18 protein-coding genes are annotated in these 23,999 nt (G+C 39.7%); 11 read left to right on the top strand and 7 right to left on the bottom strand.

Annotated features, from left to right (window positions below):
• Window positions 1-33 precede the first annotated feature (33 nt).
• A complete protein-coding gene (locus tag M0R21_05635) occupies window positions 34-2,778 on the bottom strand; it encodes a TonB-dependent receptor (protein ID MCK9617300.1) in 2,745 nt (914 codons plus the stop codon).
• 186 nt (window positions 2,779-2,964) lie between these two features.
• On the opposite strand from M0R21_05635, the gene M0R21_05630 reads away from it, so the two are divergent.
• The 4 genes from M0R21_05630 (at window position 2,965) to M0R21_05615 (ending at window position 6,700) form a co-directional block, all read left to right on the top strand.
• Window positions 2,965-3,948 (top strand): endonuclease/exonuclease/phosphatase family protein, encoded by a 984-nt coding sequence (locus tag M0R21_05630; protein ID MCK9617299.1) that lies wholly within the window; start codon window positions 2,965-2,967, stop codon window positions 3,946-3,948.
• 76 nt (window positions 3,949-4,024) lie between these two features.
• Window positions 4,025-4,762: a polyprenol monophosphomannose synthase gene (locus M0R21_05625; protein ID MCK9617298.1), complete on the top strand. Its 738-nt coding sequence runs from the start codon at window positions 4,025-4,027 to the stop codon at window positions 4,760-4,762.
• Window positions 4,763-4,837: 75 nt separating this feature from the next.
• Window positions 4,838-6,181, top strand: a complete 1,344-nt coding sequence (locus M0R21_05620; GenBank protein MCK9617297.1) for a dihydroorotase — start codon at window positions 4,838-4,840, stop codon at window positions 6,179-6,181.
• Window positions 6,182-6,262: 81 nt separating this feature from the next.
• On the top strand, window positions 6,263-6,700 hold the full coding sequence (locus M0R21_05615; protein MCK9617296.1) for a hypothetical protein: 438 nt from the start codon (window positions 6,263-6,265) through the stop codon (window positions 6,698-6,700).
• Here the strand turns inward: M0R21_05615 and M0R21_05610 are convergent, their stop codons facing one another.
• Together M0R21_05610 and M0R21_05605 are read right to left on the bottom strand one after the other, a co-directional pair.
• Complete coding sequence (locus M0R21_05610) at window positions 6,701-9,139, bottom strand: DUF5686 and carboxypeptidase regulatory-like domain-containing protein (protein ID MCK9617295.1); 2,439 nt, start codon at window positions 9,137-9,139, stop codon at window positions 6,701-6,703.
• A 50-nt stretch (window positions 9,140-9,189) separates the two neighbouring features.
• Window positions 9,190-9,801, bottom strand: coding sequence for a phosphatase PAP2 family protein (locus M0R21_05605; protein ID MCK9617294.1), 612 nt, complete (start codon window positions 9,799-9,801; stop codon window positions 9,190-9,192).
• Between the two features lie 204 nt (window positions 9,802-10,005).
• Here M0R21_05605 and M0R21_05600 point away from each other — a divergent pair, with 204 nt between their 5' ends.
• Window positions 10,006-11,160: a THUMP domain-containing protein gene (locus M0R21_05600; GenBank protein ID MCK9617293.1), complete on the top strand. Its 1,155-nt coding sequence runs from the start codon at window positions 10,006-10,008 to the stop codon at window positions 11,158-11,160.
• 1 nt (window position 11,161) lies between these two features.
• Window positions 11,162-13,642 carry a primosomal protein N' gene (priA, locus tag M0R21_05595; protein MCK9617292.1) on the top strand — a complete coding sequence of 827 codons (2,481 nt, stop codon included), beginning with the start codon at window positions 11,162-11,164 and terminating at the stop codon, window positions 13,640-13,642.
• Between the two features lies 1 nt (window position 13,643).
• Here the strand turns inward: priA and M0R21_05590 are convergent, their stop codons facing one another.
• Window positions 13,644-13,949 carry a hypothetical protein gene (locus M0R21_05590; GenBank protein ID MCK9617291.1) on the bottom strand — a complete coding sequence of 102 codons (306 nt, stop codon included), beginning with the start codon at window positions 13,947-13,949 and terminating at the stop codon, window positions 13,644-13,646.
• 224 nt (window positions 13,950-14,173) lie between these two features.
• On the opposite strand from M0R21_05590, the gene M0R21_05585 reads away from it, so the two are divergent.
• From M0R21_05585 to buk, 3 genes are all read left to right on the top strand, one after another.
• Entirely contained in the window at window positions 14,174-15,442 is a 1,269-nt protein-coding gene (locus M0R21_05585; protein MCK9617290.1) for an IgA Peptidase M64, read from the top strand.
• A gap of 136 nt (window positions 15,443-15,578) precedes the next feature.
• A complete protein-coding gene (locus M0R21_05580; GenBank protein ID MCK9617289.1) occupies window positions 15,579-16,481 on the top strand; it encodes a bifunctional enoyl-CoA hydratase/phosphate acetyltransferase in 903 nt (300 codons plus the stop codon).
• Window positions 16,482-16,502: 21 nt separating this feature from the next.
• Window positions 16,503-17,573 (top strand): butyrate kinase, encoded by a 1,071-nt coding sequence (gene buk, locus M0R21_05575; GenBank protein ID MCK9617288.1) that lies wholly within the window; start codon window positions 16,503-16,505, stop codon window positions 17,571-17,573.
• A 167-nt stretch (window positions 17,574-17,740) separates the two neighbouring features.
• On the opposite strand, the gene M0R21_05570 is transcribed toward buk, so the two are convergent.
• Genes M0R21_05570 through M0R21_05560 form a run of 3 tightly spaced genes read right to left on the bottom strand, consistent with a single transcriptional unit; the run spans window position 17,741 to window position 20,536 of the window.
• Window positions 17,741-18,415: a hypothetical protein gene (locus tag M0R21_05570; GenBank protein MCK9617287.1), complete on the bottom strand. Its 675-nt coding sequence runs from the start codon at window positions 18,413-18,415 to the stop codon at window positions 17,741-17,743.
• A gap of 52 nt (window positions 18,416-18,467) precedes the next feature.
• Window positions 18,468-19,166 (bottom strand): tRNA (adenosine(37)-N6)-threonylcarbamoyltransferase complex dimerization subunit type 1 TsaB, encoded by a 699-nt coding sequence (gene tsaB / locus M0R21_05565; protein MCK9617286.1) that lies wholly within the window; start codon window positions 19,164-19,166, stop codon window positions 18,468-18,470.
• A gap of 5 nt (window positions 19,167-19,171) precedes the next feature.
• Window positions 19,172-20,536, bottom strand: coding sequence for an efflux RND transporter periplasmic adaptor subunit (locus M0R21_05560; protein MCK9617285.1), 1,365 nt, complete (start codon window positions 20,534-20,536; stop codon window positions 19,172-19,174).
• Window positions 20,537-21,215: 679 nt separating this feature from the next.
• On the opposite strand from M0R21_05560, the gene M0R21_05555 reads away from it, so the two are divergent.
• Both M0R21_05555 and M0R21_05550 read left to right on the top strand, forming a co-directional pair.
• On the top strand, window positions 21,216-22,379 hold the full coding sequence (locus M0R21_05555; GenBank protein MCK9617284.1) for a hypothetical protein: 1,164 nt from the start codon (window positions 21,216-21,218) through the stop codon (window positions 22,377-22,379).
• 19 nt (window positions 22,380-22,398) lie between these two features.
• A complete protein-coding gene (locus M0R21_05550) occupies window positions 22,399-23,970 on the top strand; it encodes a glycosyltransferase family 39 protein (GenBank protein ID MCK9617283.1) in 1,572 nt (523 codons plus the stop codon).
• Window positions 23,971-23,999: the final 29 nt, after the last annotated feature.

Below are 23,999 nucleotides of genomic sequence, written 5' to 3'. Positions count from 1 at the left end.
GTATTTTTTAAAATTTTTGATTCAAATAATTAATTAAAAGCGAAAACCTAAGTTAAGGAAAAAAGTCCTGCCATAGGCATAATAGTATTTTGAAGGGTAAGTTGATGCGTCTTTGGTTTCATAATCGAATCGTCCTTGCTCGTATCCTCCGGTAATCAGGTCCTGGTTGTTCAGGATATTGCTCATACTTAAGTTAACATTGAGAAAATAATCCTTTATTTTCCACGATTTACCTATTGATACATCGAGAGTAAAGGCATCGGGCAATTCTTCTTGTTCTGCTATTTCCTTTCTCCTGGGGTCGTCTTCGCCTAAGAAGTAAACTGCACCCAAAGTACGACGGTCGGCACTGAAATCGAGGTACATCTTGGCAAAATAATTTCCTTTCACTTCAAAGAACCAGTAGTTTACATTGTATTTTATGCCCAGCGAAGCGGCAGTTTGAGGAGTACCATTCACATAAAAGTTTTTGCAGTAAACCAGTTTGGTTGAATCGGGCATCGAACCGTTTTCGAAAGAAGTAGTAACCTTGGGACGGTTAGTGTAACGATAATTACCCCAGCCAGCAACACCAATAAACGAAAGTTGGGAAGTTAGTTTGTATTCTGCACCAAATTCAAGCCCCTGATGAGTTTTGTTTATTCCGGTCATAACCTGATTTACAAAAGTGGGTGTGTAGGAAGTGGAAACTGCGGTAAGATTTTCTTCGTAGTAGAAATTGTTTATTTCAATCTGATTTTCAAAAGTTGTGTTATAAACAGTAAGCCTTGCATTGAAAGAAGGATAACGAACAAGATAAGAAAGGTCGAAACTCGAAATTTTTTCACTCGTAAGGTCGGGAGAAAAGTCATTACGTATTTTGGGTGCTATGAAAGCATTTTTTACAAAAGGAGCGCGGGTAAGATAAGCTGCATTGGCAGTAATGAAGTTTCTTCCATTAATTTTATAGGTCAGTCCGCCTTTGATTCCAAAATTAGTAAAATCCTTCTTGGGCGATTCGCCATAGGAACTTCCGGGATAACGTCCGTTTTTCATTTTACCGTCGCGCCAGAAAGTGGTTTGGGTAATCGAACCGGCAATAGAAAAGTCAAATTTTTTGTAATTAAACAATACTTGAGCCCAAAGGTTTTCGCTGTTCTGGTGAATATCATAATTGTATTCAAATTTGTCTCCCTCTTTTATTATTCTGTTGGGATGGTTTATGTCGTTTTGCATACGGTTGGGGTCATTAGGAAAATCGCGTTGGGCATAATCATCAATGTCGATCCAGTATTTTCCTCCCAGCAAATCGTCAAGTTCCTTGTAGTGCGAAGCGGTATAGGAAGTAATATCAATTCCTCCGGTAAAAGTAGTGTTAAAGTTGAGTTCCTGTGTAAGGAAGGTGTTGAAGGAGCATTGGTTGTGATCGGTGATATTATTTTCAACGGTATAACTTGCCTGCTTTCCTTCCAGATTATTAAGGTAGTTAACCTTATATAGCCTATCCCAGTTGATTTGGCTTACATTGGAGTTGGTTTTCCACTGGTTGGTAATGTATTCTTTTACAACAGGGTTAATGGGAATATTTGGATCGGATTGGTAGTTAGGAAGATTGCGGTAGTAATCCGGGCGTGGATCCATTGCATTATACCAGTTAAGGCTTGTTGTACCGTTTTTGCCAAATGAATAAGCGAGCGAAGTGGTAAGTTTGGTTTTGGGGCTTATGGTCCAATAGTGATTAAGCAAAAACATGGGTTCATGAAAATTTTTCACTTTGGCATTGCGCTTTTCGCCATCCTGGTAACCCCAGTTCGGATTGTAATATTTGTTGTCAAGAATATCATAAACTTCCTTTACTGTGCCTCCCTGTTGCCCTCTACGGGTAGGTGCTCCGAAAGCAGTTAAGGCGATGCTGTGTTGGTTGTTGATTTTCTTTTCAACACCCAGGAAGTATGCCCATGCATCATAAAAAGTACCATCAACATAGCCTTCGTCGCCCCAACGACGTGAACCGCTAAGAGTTATTGCCCAGTTGTTTTCCATTAAACCAGTAGAATAGGTAAACATTAGCCGGTTTGCATAAGTGCGGTTGGAAAGGGCATACGAAATTTTGGTTTGTTTACGCTGCATAGAGGCACGAGTAAGAATATTGGTAGTGCCCCCGAGGTTACCAAAACTGAATTTTGCCGTATTCAGTCCATTAATTACTTCTTTATTGCGGGTGGCATCATTTAATCCTCCCCATTCACTCCAGGTAGCCCTTCCGTTTTCAATATCATTTACCATGATGTTATTGATATAAACCGATTGGTTTTCGTTATCGTAACCACGTATTCGGTAGTAAGCGGTTCCAAATGTGTAGGCAGACGTGGAAACGTAAATGTCGTTCGACGATTGCAACAAACCAGAAATACTTTGGTCCTTGGTTTCGTCGTCCGAATCAAGGTTAGCCAGGCTGATTTCGCTTATTCCATTATCAGCGGCTTCATTCTGTGATGACAATTTAATCTGGACAGAACCCAGATTCAGATTTTTTCCCTCGAAGGATACCGTTTTTTCGATAGTTTCGTAACCTTGCATCGTAAAACTGATGGTGATGTTACCGGTAGCAGGGTTTTTAAGAATAAATGAACCATCGGCTTCGGTAAGCGTTTTCATTGTTCCGGCTGTTACGATTACCCCTTCTACCGGGTCATTAGAACCCGCATCCAAGACCTTACCGCTGATAAAAGCATTTTGTGCAAAAGTCCCCAGACAGACGAATAGCAACAGCATTACTAAAAATAAAAATTTCTTCATGTATTAATGTTTTTGTAAATGTTTTTGATAGTGGTTTTTATAAATCTCAAAAATTTTACAAATGAACAAAAAAAACAAATACAGCCCTATTTGCTTATATATTTTGTATTAAATTGAAAATTTGCGGGAAACGGGTATCTTTGCCACAGATTTAAATATTAATACCTTTTCAGGATGTTTAAAAAAATGTCAATTTTATCAATTCTGCTATTAACTGCAGGTTTTTTGAGTGTTATTGCCCAGGAAGCAAAAGTAAAAGTAGGATGTATCGCCTTTTATAATCTTGAGAATCTTTACGACACCATTGATGACCCCAGGACTGATGATGCGGAATTTTTACCCGGAGGTGCAAACGATTGGACAAGCAAACGTTATTTGCTCAAGATTAACAATATGTCGGAAGTGATATCCCAAATCGGGGATGAGTTTATCCAAGGAGGTCCTTCTATTATTGGAGTTTCGGAAATCGAAAATCACCGTGTTCTTGAAGATTTGATTTCTACCCCTCGTTTAAAAAAATCCGGTTATGCAATAGTGCAGTTCGATTCGCCTGACAGCAGGGGAGTTGATGTAGCTCTGCTGTACCGGGAAAAAGATTTTACTGTAACCAATGCTAAAGTGGTAAAATTAACCGTAAACTGGGATGCTAAATTTAAAACCCGAGACCAGTTGGTCGTAAGTGGACTTTTTGATGGAGACCCTCTTACAGTTATCGTGAACCACTGGCCCTCACGTGGTCATGGCAGTGAATACCGTATGGCTGCCGGGAAACTTACACGTTCGATAGTTGATTCGTTGTTGAAAATTAACAAAGACGCTAAAATTATCGTGATGGGCGACCTTAACGATGACCCGGTTGACCCCAGTATTAAGAAAAATCTTAATACCATTATGTATAATCCTATGTTACAAATGTTTAAAAATGGAATTGGTTCATTAGCTTACCGCGACTCGTGGAATCTTTTCGACCAGATAATTTTATCCAAAGCATGGCTAAGAGAAAATGGTGTTAAAGGTTACAGTTTTTATAAAGCCAAAGTATTCAACAGAAAATTTCTCATTACTAAAGAAGGTCAGTATTCGGGTTATCCTTTTCGTACCTTTGCAGGTGGAGCATTCCTCGGTGGATACAGCGACCATCTGCCAGTATATATATTTATAACAAAATAATTTAAAATCAGTTTCGTTTGAAATGTTGTCGTTTAATTTTAATTTATAGTGTAATTTCGTAAAAAAAAATTTAACAGTGCAAGAAAATTTAGTAATAATACCCACTTACAACGAAAAAGAGAATATTGCTAAAATTATTCACAAAGTATTTTCTCTGCCTATTGATTTTCATATTTTAATCGTTGAGGATAACTCACCTGATGGCACAGCCGATATTGTTAAGGAATTGATGCTCCAGTATCCCGATCAATTGTTTATTGAAGAAAGAAAAGGTAAACTTGGTTTGGGAACGGCTTACATCCATGGTTTTAAATGGGCATTAAAAAGACATTACAATTTTATTTTTGAAATGGATGCCGATTTTTCGCATAACCCCGACGACTTGTGCCGGTTATATGAGGCTTGTTCACAACAGGGTGCCGACCTTGCAATCGGTTCCCGCTACGTTAAAGGAGTAAACGTGGTAAACTGGCCAATGAACCGTGTTTTGATGTCGTATTTTGCGTCAAAGTATGTCCGGTTTATTACCGGTATTACAGTGTGTGATGCCACTGCAGGTTTTGTTTGCTATACACGCAGAGTGTTAGAATCCATTGACCTTGACAAAATACGCTTCATCGGGTATGCCTTCCAGATAGAGATGAAATTTACAGCATGGAAGCTCGGCTTTGTCATCAAGGAAGTTCCCATTATTTTTACCGACCGTACAGAAGGTTCTTCCAAAATGAGCAAAGGTATTTTTAAGGAAGCCTTTTTAGGGGTCATTAGTATGAAATTCAGTAGCTGGTTTCACAAATACCGCAAAGCATTATAATTTTTTATTGAGGGATTTCTGTTGTTTGATTTTTTGCAATTTATCCGATCATTGCAATTTATTATATAAACATCTATGAGCAAATCTGTTCTTCTTACCAATGCAAGAATTGTAAATGAGGGTAAAATCTTTTCGGGGCATGTTTTAATTGCTGATGGACGTATTCAGGAAGTTTTTTCAGATGAAGACAACGCCTTTCCCAAAGTTGAAATGATAAATTGTGAAGGGAAATTGCTGATTCCCGGGGTTATTGATGATCAGGTACATTTTCGCGAACCTGGTTTAACCCATAAAGCCGACTTGTTTACCGAAAGCCGGGCTGCAGTTGCCGGGGGAGTTACTTCGTTTATGGATATGCCCAACACAATCCCCAATACGCTGACCCTTGATTTGCTTGAAGAAAAGTTTCAGCTTGCTGCCGAAAAATCTCTTGCCAATTATTCGTTTTACATGGGCGCTTCTAACCATAATATTTCCGAACTCGGCAAAGCCGATCCTTCGAAAATTTGTGGGATCAAAGTTTTTATGGGTTCTTCTACCGGTAATATGCTTGTGAACGATCCTTTTGCACTGCAGGAAATTTTTTCTTTAGGTAGAATTCCGGTTGCAGTGCATTGCGAAGATGAAACTATCATACAAAAAAATACAAAAATTTTCCATGCCCGCTATGGCGAAAACATCCCCATGGAATGTCACCCACTGATTAGAAGTGCTGAAGCATGTTATAAATCATCGGCTTATGCCGTGGAACTTGCCTACAAAAAAAGAACCCGTCTGCATCTGCTACACCTTTCCACCGCAAAAGAAATGCAACTGCTTTCGAATACTATTCCACTTTCCGAAAAAAAAATAACCGGCGAAGTGTGCGTTTATCATCTTTGGTTCGATGAAAGCGATTATGCCCGTAAAGGCTCGTTCATAAAATGGAACCCCGCCATAAAAACCGCTTCCGACAGGCAGGCACTGCTTAAAGCTGTGTTAAACAATACTCTCGACATCATTGCAACTGACCATGCCCCCCATACATTGGAAGAAAAGCAACATAGTTATTTTGCCACTCCTTCAGGTGGACCATTAGTTCAACATTCCCTGCTGATGATGCTCGAATTATACCATCGGAAACAAATCTCTCTTGAAAAAATTGTCGAAAAAATGTGCCATCACCCAGCATTGTGTTTTGGAATTAGGGAAAGAGGGTTCCTGCAAAAAGGATATTACGCAGATTTAGTATTAATTGACTTGAATGCTTCCGAAACAGTATCCCGTGAAAATATTTTTTACAAATGCGGATGGTCGCCTTTGGAAGGAGAAACTTTTCATTCAAAAATTACCCATACTTTTGTCAACGGAAATTTAGTGTACCAAAACGGAGCTTTTAATAACAACGAAATGGGTATGCGCCTTAGTTTTAACAGATAAAAATGAAATTATTTTTCAAAAATAATAAATTGACAACCAGAAAATTAAAAATTCTTGCAACTTATAAATAACTGTAAACAAATGAGAAAGTGGCTGTATTGTTTTTTGGCTTTGAGCGTGATGTTTGCCTGCAAAGAGAAAGTAGAAGAAGTAGTTGATGCAAAATATCCCGATGGTAGCAAAAAAATGGTTCATTATTACAAGGAGGAAGGAAAGACTAAAATTCTTGTAAAAGAAATAAAATATTACGAAAATCATCAAAAACAATATGTTGGAGAATTAAACAACCAGATACGTGACGGAAAATGGACTTTTTGGCGCAGAGATGGAAAATTGTGGAGCGAAGGAGAATTTAAGAACGGCAAACGCAACGGCAAAGGAACCGTTTTCCACGAAAATGGTAAGATTTTTTATGAATGCGAATATAAAGATGATGAACGCTGCGGAATCTGGCGTTTTTACGATGATAAAGGCAAATTTATCAAGGAAATAAATTACGATGAGCTTAACTCAAAGTAATTACAACGGAAACTGAAGAGTGAGTTTCCAGGCTGCATTATCCTCAGTCTTTTCAAACGAGTAGTGCCCGTAACGGTAAAAAAAACCAAAACCTAACGAGTACAAATTCAAATCAAGGATTTTATTTATCAGCAATCCCGATTCATAATACCCTTTTTCAAAAGAATTTACCTGAACATCCCTGTGAAAACTTTCATCTTTCAGCTCCCCAAAACCTATTCCGGTTGCAAGTTCAAATTCGGGGTTAATCAAATATTTCTGTGTACCTAACAGCAGTTTCCCAAAATTATGGGTTACATAAAGTGCTGCGTACCTGTCGGCTGCAAATTCATTCATACGCATAGTCGCAAAACTGCAAGGAGCATAAAGAGTAAACGGATGGTAACTTCCGTGTCCGTTGTACAGGATGCTGTAAGGTACATCTCCCTGTACAAGACCTGCCATAAGCGTAAACGATGTTGTTCCTATATATTTTGTAAAAAAAGATTTTTCAATTTTAATATCCACTTTACCATAGGGATATTCGCCATGGAGAAAATTATCGAACCCTCGTGTAAATTGTAACCAAACAATAGGATATTGTGTGCCCAACGAAATTTTTCCGTGTATATTTTGCAGAAACTTTTCATGGTAGGCATATCGCAGTCTCAGGCTTACTTCTGTGAAATGAAAATCTGTTAAATTAAGGATTGAATATCCTGGTTTATGCCTCGAAAAAGCATAAGGATAAGTGGGAAAAAGGTAGCGTTGGGTGATACTTACATTGGTTCTCAGGTATTTTAGCCAGAGAAAATCTAACGAAAGCTGTTTATTTTCCGTTCTGTCAAACTTTTTTATCAGGTAATTTCTGAAACTTTCATCCGCCAATAACTTCTCCCCCGAAAAAGTATTGCAGGAAGCAGCTTCGCTTAAATCATTGATGTATGATGCCGTAAGTTTAAGATCTGTTTTTCGGTGTAAAAGCCAGGAGGCTTCGCCGCCATATTTGGCAGTTTGATCGGCAAAGCCATAACCCCAGTAGCCGCCAAGAGTAATCCGGCGCGAAAAACGTGCATTGGTAACAGCACCTAACCCCAGATACAACCCTTCGTAAGGATTGTAACGGGCGATTTTATTCAAATCAAAATCAAGAAATTTATAGGGAATCCTGCCTTTAAGCAACGTTTCGAGAGTACGCACGATGCGGTCGAAATGTTCGGCTTTACCGATGCTATCAATTACACGGTAAGTTTCTTTTTCCTTACTTGTAAGGCTGTCAACCCGGTAATTGTTCCAGAAAGTATCCGGTTTTTCGGCGGCATTAGGCGCCACTTCTACTTCAATATTATCAAATTTTCGTTTTACAAGATCCGGATTCAGCACAATGTCACGGATATAGCTTTTGCCTTTTCCCATCATGTGGAAATTTTTTTTGCCAGCCGAAATCTGTACTGAAAGAAATGTAAGGTCAGTGTTCAACTGTACCGGGAACCAGTGTTTGCCATCCACCAGTTCGTATTTTTGCTGAATCTTAATGGTAATTGAACCTTCGGTAGTTGCAGGGGAAGCAATTACATTCTGTATTGCCCATTTGTTGCTGTTGATGTACAAAAGCCCCTTCAATCCATCAAAATTTTTCCCCCTAAACGGACGGAAAGAAATCACAAAAGTGGTATCGGAATGGTTTTCGCTGTACAAAGTGTCTTCCAACTGGTAAAAATACTTGGAAGTACATCCGTTGCTGATGGGGTTAACATAATTTTTGTCTAATATTTTTATTATTTCTTTATAAAAAGAAGTGGATTGTACCTGCGAAATCAGGAACACAAACAACGGATCACTCAATCCCGAAATGCGTGTAGCGGTAACTTTTTCACGGTTTTTATCCGGCGATATAAACATGCGCTCCACAACGTTTTCCATCATAAATAAATGCTGTTTGTTTAAAAAATCGCGTATGTTTTTCATAGTAGTATCCTGTGTCGAAGTATCATTCAAGATAACAGAATCAATATCCGGCTCGAAAATGAACTTTTCGTATGAAGTATAGGAAAAGGATTTCAGTTTTTCAGGATCGTTTATTTCCTTGTTATTTAGTGCATTCAGTATTATCCGATGGGCGGGGTTTGCCCCGGGAATAATCACCACTTCGGATAGTTCGAGCTGGATCCGGTGCAATTCTATCCGTAATCCAGTCGTTTGTTTACCGATTTCGTAAGAAACAGGTTTATAACCCACATAACTGAAATGCAACGATTGTATGGGAACAGAAGAGGTTAAATTAAACTTTCCATCAATATCACTTACATCGCCCTTATTGCCCTTATTGATAACAATGTTTACAAAAGCCAGCGGATCATGAGTTTGATCATCAATAACTTTACCCGAAACCTTGCATTGCTGTGAAAATGCAATCCAGGGAATTATCAAAAGCAAGCAAAGGGAAATTTTTTTCTTCATTCTACGATATGTGCCGACAAATATAAAAAAACTAAACTTTTTTCTGTTTTTTAGTATTTTCTTTTTTGTTTTATAAGCAATATTACCTGTTTTTTAATAGCTGGGTAAATCCAATACGTAATCTGAGCAGAAACCATGCCCACGGCTGCACCAACCATAACATCCGAAAGCCAGTGCTTATTATTGAGCATCCGCAAAACGGCAACGGCAGTAGCATCTGCATAGGCAGCCGAACTATACCAAAGGCTGCGTTCCCCATATTCGCAGTGCATAAATTGTGCATTGGCAAAAGCTACCGATGTGTGTAATGAGGGCAAAGAAGCAGAATTGGACTTATCAGGACGTTTAACGTGGGTTATGTTTTTCATTGTTAGTGTAATACCTCCATTAATAGCGTTGGCAATCAGGTAAATGGCTGTACGATCTGTAAAATTGTGTTTCCCCTGTATTCCACAGATATTCAGTGTATATACAGCTATTCCGGGAGCAAAGGGAAGAAAACCATCGGCATCGGTTTTAAAGTTAGGGAAATTTTTTTGCAGGTCGTTGTGTGCATCAAAACGGTCGTAGAAATTATGGTTATGGTAAAAAGCAGCAATACCGTATCCGGCAAGCAAAGCTGGAGCAGATAGAGGTTTTGCCTGTATAATTTTTTTTTGCAAAAACGTATAATGCAAACTGTCAGATGTTTGCGCATTTATCTGAAATATAAAACAATACCACGCCAACAAAAGGCTGCAAAGCCTGAAAAAAATATGTCGTCCAGACATTTTAGGGTTAAATAAATTTTACAATGTTAGTTAAAAATCCCAGAATAGCGGAAAGCGCTGTCGAAAATTGGTACTTTTGCATCAAATATTTTACCCTTGACAAACGAAAAAAAGTATCAGATGGTAGCCAAAACCATCACCGGGCTGGAGGAAGTTCTTGCCCGCGAACTGGAAGAAATTGGGGCAGAAGATGTAAAAATTCTGAAACGGGCAGTAAGTTTTAACGGAGACAAACGACTGATGTACAAAGTTAATCTATGGTGTCGTACGGCTCTTCGCATTCTGAAACCCATCCGGTCGTTCCCGTTGAAAAATGAAGCGGATTTATACGAACAGTTACAGAACATTCCCTGGGACGAATACATGAATGTGCGCCAGACTCTGGCTATGGATGCCGTAGTCAACGATTCGCTGTTCACACATTCGCATTTTGTAGCCTTACGTTCAAAAGATTCTGTAGTAGATTACTTCCGAAACAAATTTGGCAGACGTCCTTCGGTGGACACGGAAAATCCCGATTTGCGAATTAATATTCATATTCAGGATAATGTTTGCGATGTTTCTCTCGACAGTTCAGGAACCTCCTTGCATAAACGGGGGTATAAACAAGTGCAAGGTGAAGCGCCCATGAGCGAAGTTTTAGCTGCAGGACTGATTTTAATGAGCGGATGGGATAAAAAATCTCATTTTGTTGACCCTATGTGTGGCTCGGGAACCCTGCTGATGGAAGCTGCTCTGATTGCCAATAATATCCCGGCAGGAAATTACCGACAGATTTTTGGTTTCATGAACTGGCCCGATTATGAGCCTTCTTTATGGGAAGAATTGCAAGCCGAAACCATTGATACACAAGTGGAGTTTGAACATCGGATTATCGGTTGCGATATTTCGGAAAAAAGTATCGCCATATCCAGGAGAAACCTTCAGTTTGCCCGGCTGCATAAGGATATAGAACTGTTCCATTCTTCTTTCCAGGATTTTACTCCCCCCGCTGGCAATGGATGGCTTGTTACAAATCCTCCTTACGGCGAACGCCTGCAAGTGAAAGACATCATCGGTCTTTACAAAGATATGGGCGATACCCTCAAACAAAAATATGGTGATTTTCATGCATGGATTATCAGTGCCGATATTGCCAACATCAAATTTATTGGCTTAAAACCCTCAAAAAAATATATTGTTTTTAACGGACAATTAGAATGCCGTTTTCTGAACTTTGAATTATATAGGGGAAGCAAAAAAGCCACCTAAAATGGATAGATGTACGCTTTTTGCCGATCTTCTGTTTCCGTTACCTGTTAAAGGGTATTTTACATATCGTATTCCTTACGAAATGAATACGATGGTAAAGCCCGGGGTGCGTGTTGTGGTTCAGTTTGGTAAAAAAAAGTTGTACACAGCCCTCGTAAAATCTGTTCACGAAAAACCCCCTGCTTACACTGAGGTAAAATACATTCTTTCGGTACTCGATGTCAAGCCCATGGTAAACAATTGGCAGTTTGATTTTTGGGAATGGATGGCAACATATTATTTTTGTTTTGAAGGAGAAGTGATGAATGTTGCCCTTCCTTCGGCTTTTAAACTTGCCAGCGAATCGCGTATCATTCTGAACCCGGTTTTTAACGGCGATATCTCTTCCCTTAACGAAAAAGAGCTCATGATTGCCGAAGCCATGCAGCAACAGCCTGTGCTTACCCTGAGTGATGCCGCACGTATAGCAGGACAACTTAAAATTATCCCGATTATTAAAGCACTCATAGAGAAAAATATAGTGCTGGTTAATGAAGAGGTGGAGGAAAAATACAAGCCTCACAAAGAAACCTACATTCGTATTGCCGATGCTTACGCTGACGAAAATTCCCTGAAACAGGTTTTTGAACAACTTGAAAAACGTGCATTTAAACAATTAGAACTGCTGATGACCTATCTGCAGTTATCACAGGCTTTCGGGAAAAGTCCCGTTGCCGTTTCGCGTGCCGATTTGCTTGCCAGACAAAAAAATGCGGATGCAGCCCTTACTGCCTTGGTAAAAAAAAGTATTTTCATAATGGAAGAAAAAATATTAAGCCGACTGAAAACTTTTGAGGCGGAAAACACTCCGGAGGCTATTGAACTAAATGAATACCAGCAACAAGCCTATGAAAGCATCTTACAAACATTGGGAAAAAACGGTGTAAGCTTGCTTCATGGCATTACATCGAGCGGAAAGACCGAAATTTATATTAAACTTATCAGCCAGGTAATTGAAAATGGGGGGCAGGTTTTGTACCTTTTGCCCGAAATTGCTCTTACAACACAAATAATAAACCGTTTACGGAAATATTTTGGTAACAAGGTTGGCATTTATCATTCTAAATTCAATGATAGTGAGCGGGTAGAAATATGGAACAATATACTGGTTGGTACTGAAGCAAGTTATTCAGTACTGCTTGGAGCGCGTTCGGCTTTATTTTTGCCTTTTTCCCGTCTGCGTTTGATTATCGTTGACGAAGAACACGATACCTCCTTCAAACAGATGGACCCTGCCCCACGGTACAATGCAAGGGATGCTGCAATTTACCTGGGATATTTACACAAGGCTCCCGTTTTGCTGGGATCAGCTACTCCTTCGGTGGAATCTTACTGTAATGCCCTTAGCGGGAAATATACATTAACAAGTTTGACACATCGTTTTGGCGGTTTGTTACTCCCCGAGATTTTTCTGGTCAACATCAGGGAAGAAACCCTCCGGAAGAACATGAAATCACATTTTTCACCTTTTTTAATCGAAAGTATCAAGGAAACCCTTGATGCCAACGAACAGGTTATCCTTTTTCAGAACAGAAGAGGTTTCTCCCTTCGTATTGAATGCAATGCCTGTCATTGGGTTCCTCAGTGCATAAACTGCGATGTTTCGCTTATTTACCATAAAAAAATCAATCTGCTGAAGTGCCATTACTGCGGGTATTCCACCCACATTCCGGCAGAATGCCCCGATTGCGGACATACCGGTCTTCTGATGCAAGGTTTTGGTACGGAAAAAATTGAAGAAGAACTTGCCATTTTTTTTCCCGAAGCCCGTATTGCCCGAATGGATCTCGATACTACCCGTTCCAAATATTCGCACCAACAGATAATCGGAGATTTTGAAAACGGAATTATTGATGTACTTGTAGGTACACAAATGGTTACCAAGGGACTTGATTTTGATAACGTAGGACTGGTAGGCATTCTGAATGCCGATTCCATGCTGACGTATCCTGATTTCAGGGCTTACGAACGCAGCTTCCAGCTTATGGCACAGGTAAGCGGAAGAGCCGGAAGGAAAAACAAACGAGGGAAGGTGATTATTCAAACATACAACCCCCAGCATCCGATAATCCGCTATGTGCTGAATAATAACTTCGAAGCAATGTATTCCCACCAGATGGAAGAACGAATGCAGTTTCAGTACCCTCCGTTTGTACGGCTTGTCCGCCTTACATTAAAGCAAACAGATCCCAATCTGGTAAATAAAGCTGCTGATGCTTTGGCTGCAAGCTTAAAAAAAATTACCGGCATCAGGGTTTTGGGTCCCGAATATCCGCCGGTTTCGCGCATCAGAAATCAGTTTTTAAAGAATATCATTATCAAAATACCTCGTTCGGCAGCCCTTTCCGATACTAAAAACACTATTGCGGTTAAAGTAAATGCTTTTTTAAGGGAAGCAGATTTTAAAAAAATTACGGTCGCAATAGATGTTGATCCTGCGTAATTTATTGAAATTTTGTAGAATCTCGTTCAATTACATATACATCTTCGCTGTCTTTTTTCATCAGGTAGGTTTCCCGGGCAAATTTTTCGATGGTTAACGAATCGGAAAGCATTTCATTGAGCAGGGTCTTGTTTTTCAGAATTTCTTTCTGGTAAAATTCTTTTTCTGTCTTCATGGCGTTAAGTTGTTGCATTTGTTCGTATTGTAAAATGATGTTGCTGTCATCGAAAAACAAAAGTAAAACCACGAAAATAATTGTTATCAGCAAATATTTGTTTTTTAGTAACGAAGGGATTTTTTTCCACATAAGCCGACCATTTTTTCTGCATACAAACTTACGAAGAATTTCTGTTTTTTTTTGAGTTAATTCGGATTTCTGTCGTCTCCAAAGCCAACATTAATTTTTATTTTTCGTATTCCCCGCAATTGGAAACAAAAAATGTATTTCTCAGATTTTTAATTTTCTCTTTTATACGTTGTTTATTAAGCAGATTGTATAATTTTGCCAACGAAAAAATCAAATCCTATTTTATGCGATATTTCCTTTTTATCGGGTTTCTTTTAGCATTGCAAACCGTCCAGGCAGCTTTCAGCGACTATTTTTACGATAAAACCCTCCGATTCGACTATTTTCATACCGGAAACGAAAATGAAGATATCATCTCGTTCGACCAAATGATAGAAGAACCCATTTGGGCAGGTTCAAAAACCCAACTCACCGATACTTCAGGATACGGTGAATATATGTTTACTATCAAAGACTTAAACACAAAAAAACTTATTTATTCCCGTGGATTTTCCTCTCTTTTTGCCGAATGGCAAACAACGGAAGAAGCGAAAACCACACAAAAATCATTTTCAGAAAGTGTGATTTTTCCCTTTCCCAAAAGCAAAGTTATTTTAGAAATATTTTGCAGAAAATTTTCCGGTAGTTGGGAGTTGAAGTTTACATATCTGATAAACCCAGCCGACCATTTTATCAGCAGGGAAAGGAAGATGCAATATCCTTGTAAGGTGGTGCAGCAATCGGGTGAGCCTTCCGAAAAGTTGGATATTGTATTTATCTCTGATGGATATACAGAGGGAGAAATGAAAAAATTCAGCAACGATTGCAAACGGTTTGCCGATTACCTTCTCCATTGCCATCCTTACGATACATATAGTAATGGCATCAATATCTGGGCAGTGGAAGCACCGTCAACCGAATCGGGAACAGACATCCCAGCAACCGGAACCTGGAAAAATACCGTTGCCAACTCAACATTTTATACTTTCGACTCGGAACGATACTTAACTACTTTCGACAATAAAACACTCAGAAACCTGGCTGCAAATGCTCCTTACGACCAGATTGTACTACTGGTGAATTCCGAAAAATACGGAGGAGGAGGTATCTTCAACCAGTTTGCCGTTACTTCCGTTGACAACAGCCTTTCAGCATTCGTTTTTACTCACGAATTCGGGCACGCATTTGCCGGTTTGGGCGACGAATATTACACTTCAGACGTGGCTTATACAGGTTTCTATAATTTAGAAATGGAACCCTGGGAGCCTAATTTAACCACTTTGGTTAATTTCGATGCCAAATGGAAAAATAAGGTAGAAACGGGGATACCCGTTCCTACACCCAATGAAGAAAAATATAAAAACGTTACAGGCGTTTTTGAAGGTGGGGGTTATATTACTAAGGGAATGTACCGTCCGGCTTACGATTGCTCCATGAAATCGGCTGTTTATAATACATTTTGTCCTGTATGTAGGGATGCCATCGGCAGGATGATAGATTTTTACTCAAAATAAACAGTAACAAAGTAAAATGAAATGAAAATTTTATTACTTTTCCGCTGGGAATTTCTAATTTTGCACCCGAAAAACAAAAATGGAGAGAAACATTTAACTATTTAAAAATCAATTAATATATAAGGAGAAATACGATATGGCAATTACCAGACTGGAACAAATGATTGAAGTTGTAAAAAATAAGCCCAGAAAACGACTTGTGGCAGCTTATGCCAACGATTCGCATACCATTGGAGCAGTGAACCAGGCTTGCAAATTGGGTATTATTAATGCAACGCTTGTTGGAGATGAAGCTACTATAAGAAAGGTGTGTCTATCGGAAAATATTGACGTAACCCAATTCCGTATTGTACAGGAAGCCAACGAACAAAAAGCCGCTACTCTGGCTGTGGCATTAATCAATAAGGGCGAAGGTGATATCTTGATGAAAGGACTGGTAAGTACAGATAAATACATGAGAGCCATTCTTAATAAAGAAAGTGGACTTTGTAATCCGGGTGCCATCCTGAGCCATGTAAGCGTATTTGAAGTTCCTGCATATCACAAATTATTGATTTGTAGCGATGTTGCCATCATCCCATTACCCGATCTGAAACAAAAGATTGCCATTGCCAACTATCTGATAAAAGCAGCCCATGCATTGGACATCGAAAAACCCAAAATTGCCTGTATTGCAGCTACTGAACAAATGCTGGCAGGTATGCCCGCTTGTGTTGACGGAGCCATTATTGCCAAGATGGCTGAACGTGGGCAGATTAAAGGTGCTATTATTGATGGTCCGCTTTCGTTAGATGGCGCCGTTGATAAAGAATCTGTTCAAATCAAGAAAATAACAGGCGAAGTAGCAGGAGATGCAGATTGTTTGTTGTTTCCCAATATCGAAGCAGGGAATGTTTTCTATAAAAACAGTACCAAATTTGCCGGAGCCGAATTAGCTGCATTGGTAGTGGGTGCAAGAGTACCTGCTGTACTTTCTTCGCGGGGCGACAGCGAAAAAACCAAACTCTATTCCATTGCTCTTGCCGCCCTTTTAGCATAAAATAGTATTATTTAAAATAATATGGATAAATTTAAAATTTTAGCCATTAACCCTGGTTCCACTTCAACTAAAATTGCAGTTTTTGAAGACAACAATCCCGTTTTTTTAAAAACCATACGGCATTCATCAGAGGAACTGGATAAATTTGAAAAAATAACAGATCAGTATTCTTTTCGTAAAAATATCATCTATAAAGAACTACAAGAAGCTGAAGTTCGGATTAACGAAATCAGGGCAGTTGTCGGCCGCGGCGGTGTAATACGACCAATTCCTTCCGGAGTGTACGAAGTAAACGAAGAAATGAAACACGATCTTACACATTCCCGAATGCAACATGCAAGCAACCTGGGTGGTTTGATTGCCGACGACATTGCCAGTGAACTGCCTAACGCCCGGGCTTACATTGCCGACCCGGTAGTTGTAGACGAACTTAGCGACCTGGCAAGAATTTCCGGTCATCCGGAATTCCAAAGGATTTCAATATTTCACGCACTTAATCAGAAAGCCGTTGCCCGTCAGCATGCCAAATCCGTTTTGCGAAAATACGAAGACCTGAACCTCATAGTAGTGCATTTGGGCGGTGGAATTTCCGTTGGTGCACACCAAAAAGGGAAAGTGATAGATGTTAACCAGGCTCTCGACGGTGAAGGACCTTTTTCGCCCGAACGAAGTGGTACCTTGCCTGCCGGCGACCTTGTGCGGATGGCTTTCAGCGGAAAATATACTGAAAAACAAATGCTCAGAATGATAACCGGCGGCGGCGGACTAACTGCACACTGTGGTACCAACAGTGCATACGATGTGGAAATAAAAGCAGCCGAAGGCAATCCTCATCACAAGCTTATCTTTGAAGCGATGGCTTACCAGGTAGCTAAAATCATTGGAAGCATGTGTCCAGTTTTAAAGGGTCAGGTTGACGCCATTCTAATAACCGGAGGAATGGCAAACAGCAAATGGTTTGTAAAAATGATTATCGAAAGGGTGAATTGCATTGCCCCCGTACATGTTTACCCCGGTGAAGATGAAATGCGTGCACTCGTTACAAATGGATTGATGGTTTTGAAAGGCGAAATAGAAGCCCGGATATATTGATAAACGAAAAGTAAATTTTTATAACCACTACTATTGGCGAGCAGATTTTTGAAAAAAGAACTGCCATATTGTTTTTCGAACACGATTTTACCCATGAATGTTGTACACTACATCAAACCGAGAAGGGTGTAAGAGAAGTCCAGATTTCTAACCTTGCATCTTTATAGTTAAACTTTGCGACCGAGGAATTTTTTGTCGTTTTCTTCTATCTGGTTGTAAATGGAAATATCCCGTAATTCTTTTCTAAAAGCTAACCATTCAATGATTTCCATTGCAATTTTTTCGTTCAGCCCGCTTATAGGAAAAGAGTATAAAACATGTAAACGCTCTTCGGCAGGTTCATCTATCTGATGGTGCCGCTGACGACTACGGACAGACATGCCGGCAATTTTTTTCTCGGGCTTGCTTTTCTGTTTTAATTTTTCCCGCATGAGTTGCGTTTCTTTAATTTCTATATCTGCCATGTCGGCATTGTCAGAAACACAAACATATAAAACCCGTATGTGCTTGTAATGTTCTTCCTTAAAAAAGGGGAGAATGATGCTGTTTTTTCTTTTTTCGAGACGTTTACTGCTGGATAAAATATTAAGTTTGTTGTCTAACTTCGATTTTTTGGTGCTGGTATGGATTTTTTTAAAAGGCTGACGGTCATCAAAAGGAAGTGCATTTACCCTATCGGTAAGGTTGTTGACTACCGAAATAAAATGTTCATACTCCTTGGCGTTTTTAAGGTAATTTGTTTTTATAAAATTCTTTTTTTGCTGAATTTTTTCTACATATCGCTGCGATCTTTCTAAGCGATGTTCCTGCCGTTGTTCGGCATCTTCTAACCAACTTGTCATAATAAAATTCTTTAAACAAAAGAATCAGTTAACAATATTCAAACAGGCAAAATTAATGTAATCCTTTAACTTTTGGTATTCCTGCTATAAAATCTTTCAGATAAAAAGGCTCGGCATAAGTGGTGTTTTCGAATTGCGATTGCATAAATTTTTTTTCGGCGATAGTTATCATAAACTTAGCCGAAGGGAGTACTTGTGCAAAAAATATAGCGTTCGCATCTGCAATTACCGTTTTGCACTTGGGTACACCATTGCCCGAAAAAACAACACGATGATTATCTAATAAATACCGGAATGTGTGCTCATCCACAATCCGGGCAGTAGTGGGCTCTACTTCTTCGAGTGAAGAATTGAAAACAGCCGAATATACTTCCATTCTTCGTGCATCGAACATAGGACAATATAATGTATTTTCCCCACATTCGGTATCATAAATGCGTGAACCGGCAGCCAATGCCTGCAAAGAATTTACTGCAATGAGCGGAATAGAAAGAGCATAGCATAATCCTTTGGCAGTGGAAACTCCTATCCGCAAACCCGTATAAGAACCCGGTCCCTGGCTTACTGCCACGGCATCCAGGTTATGTACATTCAGTTGTGTTTCAAACAATACCTGTGCGATACTGTCGGCAAGTATTTCTGCATGAGAGTTTTTATCGGCAGTTTCGCGAAGAGAGTGTAAGTTGCCATTTTCTGACAAGGCAACGGAGCAGATATCGGTTGCAGTTTCGATATGTAGAATTACCGGCACCGGTTTTATTTTTCCTGTGAAAAGAGTTGTTCTTTATCCACTTTTTTTACCGCATCCCCATCCTTCAGCTTTTTGGTAACTGCTTTGTAGGGTGCTGTAACTACTTCGTCTTTCACTTTTAATCCCTGAACAACCTGGATGTACATATTGTCCTGAATTCCGGTTTTTACCTTTTGCATTTTCACTTTTCCGCCGACATACAAAAAAACATATTCTTGTAAGGGTTCGTTTGTTTTTGGGGAAATAGATTCTTCTCCGGTTTTTGGTTTTTCACGGCTAATCACTTGATTTTGCTTTATTTTAGCAGAATCGGCACGGGTGGTAACCGCTTGAATCGGGATGCTGAGCGTATTCACTTCTGCTTTGGTTTGGATATCAACGGTGGCTGACATTCCCGGGCGGAAGGGAGACTTTTCCGTATCGCCTTTCGGGATGAGGTCTTTGTAAGATTCTTTGAGAATGCGAATTTTAACATCAAAATTAGTAACCTGGTCGGCGCTGAGCCCGGTGGTATTTGCTGACGTGGCAATTTCGGTTACCAGTCCTTTAAATTTGCGGTTAAGGTAGGAGTCCACTTCTATCAGGGCTGTATCGCCAATTTTTACCCTTACGATGTCGTTTTCGTTAACACTCACATTTACTTCCATCGAGGAGAGATTGGCTATGCGCATGATTTCGGTGCCGGCAAATTGCGAGGTTCCCACCACCCTTTCGCCTTTTTCAACGTTCAGTTTGGAAATAGTTCCGTCAACGGGAGCAAAAATAGAGGTCTTGGCAAGGTTTTCTCTCGCTTCCTTTACGGCGGCTTCGGCACTTTTAACACCGTATTCGGCACCTTTTACACTTTGTTCAGCAGCGTCCACCTCTGCTTTTGCCACTTCATAAGCCGATTGGGCATTGTCGTACTCCGACGGAGATATGGTTTTTGATTTCCATAGTTGGACACTGCGCTCGTAGGAAGATTTTGCGTTGATAAACTGGGCTTTTACTTGTGCTAACCTTGCTTTGGAATTGGCAAAGGTAGATTTTTGTGTGTTGAGTGAAGCTATTATCCTGTCGAGGTTGGAACTGTAAATTTCAGGATCAATACGTGCCAGCAGGTCTCCTGCCTTTACCGGATCGCCTTCTTTCACGTTCAAGGTAACAATTTCACCTGAAACATCCGGGGTCATTTTTACTTCCACCTCAGGTTGAATTTTACCGTTGGCGGATACGGTTTCCACTATTGTTCTTTTTTGCACGTATTCAGTAGCTACTTTGGTGATTTCTTCTTTTCCTATCCATCCAGCTTTTTTGGCAATAACGAGAAAAACGATAAGCACAACTACGCCGATAACAGAAAAACGGATGATCTTTTTACGGTTTATCATGGTATGGTAAAAATTTTTCCAAAGATAAAAAAAATGGAGGAAACAAATACTGAAACAAAATAATATGAATACTAATACTGAAAACGGATGTTTACTGTTTTTAGTATTATAAAAAACCGGCGAAACCTTATTTTTAAATTGGACTCCACCGGTGTGTTTTAAAAAGGAAGTTACAAAGGGTTTTTAAATTATTGTTTTCTTTAACTACTAAGCCCACTAAAAAGCACTAAGGATATATTTTTCTTTGTTCTCTTTGCACCTAAGTGGTTATGATTTTTAGTATTTTTCTTTCCGAAATCCCCATTCCCTTAACACATTTTTATAGGTATCGTGGGGTTTTCTTCTAATGTCATAATTTTGTTTTTTATTTAAATAAATTCAAATATTTCCGCTCGAAATTTACAGCTTGTTTTTTATTTATGCAAGGAAACCATTATTTTTTTACATTTCTTATAATTTTTTTTTGAAAACGGTATTTTGTTTTAACTGTTATTAAAAAATTTCATTCTTTACCAGGCAATTTTTTAAAAATAATATTTTTGTCGGAAACACTGCCAAATGATAAAAAATCTTAATGCTCTGGTTTTTCTTTATAATTTTACCCTTTTAATAGATAAAGAATGTCAATTCTGAATATTTATACCCGATGAGAAAGCCATTAAGATATGTTATAAAAATAATGATCCGCTTATTATGGTTATTGCCTTGCATAATTCTATATCTTCTATTGGCGCAATACCTGCTGAGCCCGGTTTATAAATTTCCGCAGCCCCAACCATTTTCAGGACAGGTTATTTATAATCCATACCAGGAAGCAGATTCGGCGCATTGGCTCAGATGTAACTTCCATGTGCATTCCAACGCATGGTTCGGACTTACCGATGGCAGTAAAAACAACAGCAAGGATATTTACAATCGTTACCATCAGCTTGGCTACGATGTGATCAATATTTCGGACTACCAGAAAATAAACACTTTTGGCAAAGACAATGAATGCTATATCCCCGTTTACGAACATGGCTACGGGCTGCAGAAGATTCACCAGTTGTGCCTGGGCAGCGATAAAGTGAGCTGGGTAGATTTCCCGATATTCCAAAACATCAACCAGAAACAATACCTAATTAAAACACTGAAAAAACATAATCAGTTGGTGTTTGTTGCCCATCCTAAGTTCAGCCGCGGCTTTTCGCCAAAGGATTTCCGCTACCTTACCGGCTACGATGGTATAGAAGTACTGAATCATTACCGTAACTCTACCGAACATTGGGATGTAGCACTTTCCACCGGACATTATGCTCCCCTGCTTGCCGACGACGATGCCCACGATGTAACCTTACCACCTAAGATCGCTCGCCGTTACACTTTCGTAAATGCGCCTTCCGCAAAGCAACAGGATGTGCTTGATGCAATAAAAGCAGGAAGAACCTATGGGATAGATGACGGAAAACCACAAAATATCTCCTGGGAACAAAAAATTGCCTGGATGAAGATCGTTCCACGCCTGCTGAAAGCTACGGTAAGAAACGATACTTTTGTTGTAGCGGTGAGCGATACGGCAGCAAAATTCCGTTTTATCGGGCAAAACGGTAAGGTAAAGCTGGAAGTCAATAAACAAAACAAAGCATCGTGCCTGATTATTCCTTCCGATACTTATATCCGTACCGAAATAAGTTTTAAGGATGGCAGAACGATGTACCTGAATCCCATCGTGCGCAACAACGAAAACAAACCTCCGCAAATGCAGGCCACAACAATAAATTTTTTCAGCACCTGGATACTCCGGATGGGAATTGCCGTCCTGTTAATTTATGTAGTGTATTATATCATTCGAAAAAGAAGGTAATTTTGTAAAAAATTCCCCATTGCGAACACCCGTTAAGTTTACCCGACCACTTTTATGGCTGATCTTTCTTTCGCTTTTGGTAAGAGGATTTGTTGCCGCCACCATCGAGTTCAACAACGATGAGGTGTACTACTGGACTTATGCGCTTTATCCCGACTGGAGTCATTTTGATCATCCTCCTATGGTGGGTTGGTTCATCCAACTGTTCTCGCTAAACCTTTCTTTCCACAGCGAATTTTTTATCCGCCTATCGTCAGTGGTGATGGGTGCGGTAAACACCTGGCTTATTTTTTTAATCGGGAAAAAGATAAAAAATGAACTCACCGGATGGTACGCTGCCCTGTTGTACAACGCTTCGGTATATTGTTTTGTGATTACCGGCATTTTTATCCTTCCCGACACTCCGCAGGTGTTTTTCTGGTTGTTGGGATTGTTTTGCATGGCAGAAATATTCACGGGAAACGAAGTTAGCTCCCGAAAAACAAAGTTTTTTCTTCTGTTTGGAATCGTTGCCGGGCTGGCAATGATTTCCAAATACACTTCGGCATTTTTATGGCTTGCAATCTGGGCAATGGTAATTTTCGATAACCGGAAATGGTTAAAAGTCCCTTCATTTTACTTAGCCCACCTGCTTTCCCTCCTGATTTTTTCCCCGGTACTCCTCTGGAATATCGGGAACAACTTCATCAGTTTTACTTACCAAAGCGAAAGAGTCGGATTTTTTGGAAAAGGATTGCGGTTGGATTATTTTTTTACAGAACTTTTTGGCGAAATTTTATACAACAATCCCGTTAACTTTATCCTTATCCTGCTGATGCTTGTTGCACTTATCCGAAAAAAGAAGTTTGTACAAGCAACCTATCAAAAATTACTTCTTTTCAGCAGTTTACCACTCATTGGCACTTTCCTGTTTCTTGCACTTTTCCGTAGTACTCTACCCCACTGGACAGGTCCCGCCTATTTGAGTTTGATGTTACTGGCGGCAGCCTTTTTTGCTGAAAACTCTTCCAAAAAACAAAAATCAATCCTTTTTCCGAAAGAAATTATTATTTCACTTTTACTACTGGGAACTGCTTTAACTGCCAGTTGGACAGAAATCAATTACGGCTGGATAAATCTGGATACGCGCCATACCGGAAACCCTCAAAAAATGGGAGAAGACGACCTCACTCTCGACATGTACGGTTGGAAACAGTTAAAAGAAAAAGTGGAACCTATCATCAATCAGGATAAACTAAACGGGAAAATGCACAAGCCGGTGATAATTTCCTACCGCTGGTTCCCGGCTGCCAATCTCGATTATTACGTTGCACAGCCCCTTGGCATAAAGCTGTATGCTGTTGGCACCCTGGAACGTATTCATAAATATTATTGGATTAACCACCTTCGTGGAATACCTGCCGCCGGAACAGATGCTTACTTTATCACCCTTAGCCATGATTTTAAAGATCCGTTACCACTTTACGGCGACTGTTTCGACACCATTCTGCCTCCCGATACTCTTACAATCACCAGGTGCGGTAAATCGGCGATGAATGCTTTCGTTTACAGGATGAAAAAACTGAAGAGTTTGCCTTCTGCAATTGAATAACCTGAGTCCGGGATAAAACATGTTTTACT

The sequence above is a fragment of the Lentimicrobiaceae bacterium genome, assembly GCA_023227965.1.
GTDB lineage: Bacteria > Bacteroidota > Bacteroidia > Bacteroidales > JALOCA01 > JALOCA01.
The sequence above is the reverse complement of the archived record's forward strand: the minus strand, read 5'-3'. Positions and strand labels throughout refer to the sequence as shown.